This is a genomic window from Ralstonia sp. RL (assembly GCF_001683835.1).
Classification (GTDB): Bacteria; Pseudomonadota; Gammaproteobacteria; order Burkholderiales; family Burkholderiaceae; genus Ralstonia; species Ralstonia mannitolilytica.
Genome location: NZ_LWRX01000034.1, coordinates 1 through 880, shown reverse-complemented (window position 1 = coordinate 880; position 880 = coordinate 1). Strand labels below are relative to the sequence as shown.

Annotated in this window: 1 protein-coding gene; it reads left to right on the top strand. The window is 67.2% G+C overall.

Annotated features, from left to right (window positions below; genetic code table 11):
* Nucleotides 1–757: alkaline phosphatase D family protein (locus A6M56_RS03835; RefSeq protein ID WP_286757790.1), on the top strand; the 757-nt coding region annotated here is incomplete at its 5' end.
* Between the last annotated feature and the right edge of the window lie 123 nt (nt 758–880).

Sequence of the window (880 nt, the reverse complement as noted above, 5' to 3'; positions counted from 1 at the left end):
CCCGATCAACGGCAACGATTCGATCGGCAGCCGCTACTTCGTGCCGCAGCCGCTGCTGGCGCAGGCCGAGGCGCAGGAAACCGCCGCCATGCAGCGCGCGCCGGCCATCCTCGGCACCACCCAGACGCAGTGGTGGAAGGACACGCTGAAGAATTCCGGCGCCGCGTGGAAGGTGTGGGGCAACGAGGTCACGCTCAACCGCATGTGGCTCGACATGCGCAACCTGGCGCCGGCGCCGTACAACCAGCTCTACATCGTCAACGCCGACGGCTGGGACGGCTACCCGTCGCACCGCGCGGAACTGATGTCCTGGCTGAAGGAGCAAAACATCCGCAACGTGGTGGCGATCACCGGCGACCTGCATGCGTTCCAGTGCGGCGTCATCCGCGACAACCCCGATCCGGCGCTCGGCACGCCGGTGGCGGTCGATTTCGTCACCGCCGGCATCAGCAGCTCGTCGTTCTACCAGTACCTGAAGAACGGCGCGGGCAATACGCCCTTGGCGCCGCTGGTCGCCACGCCGGAAACCTTCGACCAGGTCATGCGCGTCAACAATCCCGACTTCGCCTATGTCGACCACAACGCCCAGGGCTATGCGGTGGCGACCGTCAGCCCCGGCGCGTTCACCGTCCTGTTCAACAAGGTCAAGCCCCTGAACAGCGACGGCACCAAGCCGGCCGACCCGCTGGCCAAGCGCACGCGCATCACGCTGCAGGCCGGCTCCGCCACGCCGGTGGTGGAAGACAACGTGGCGTAATACGCTTCGCTTGCCGTCCGGCGCGGCCTCCTGCGCCGGACGGCATGACGCATTGCGTCCGTCTATGCACAGGCGGGCATCCCGCAACTGGCGGTGTCGTCGGTGTCGGCCAATCCGCAGTAC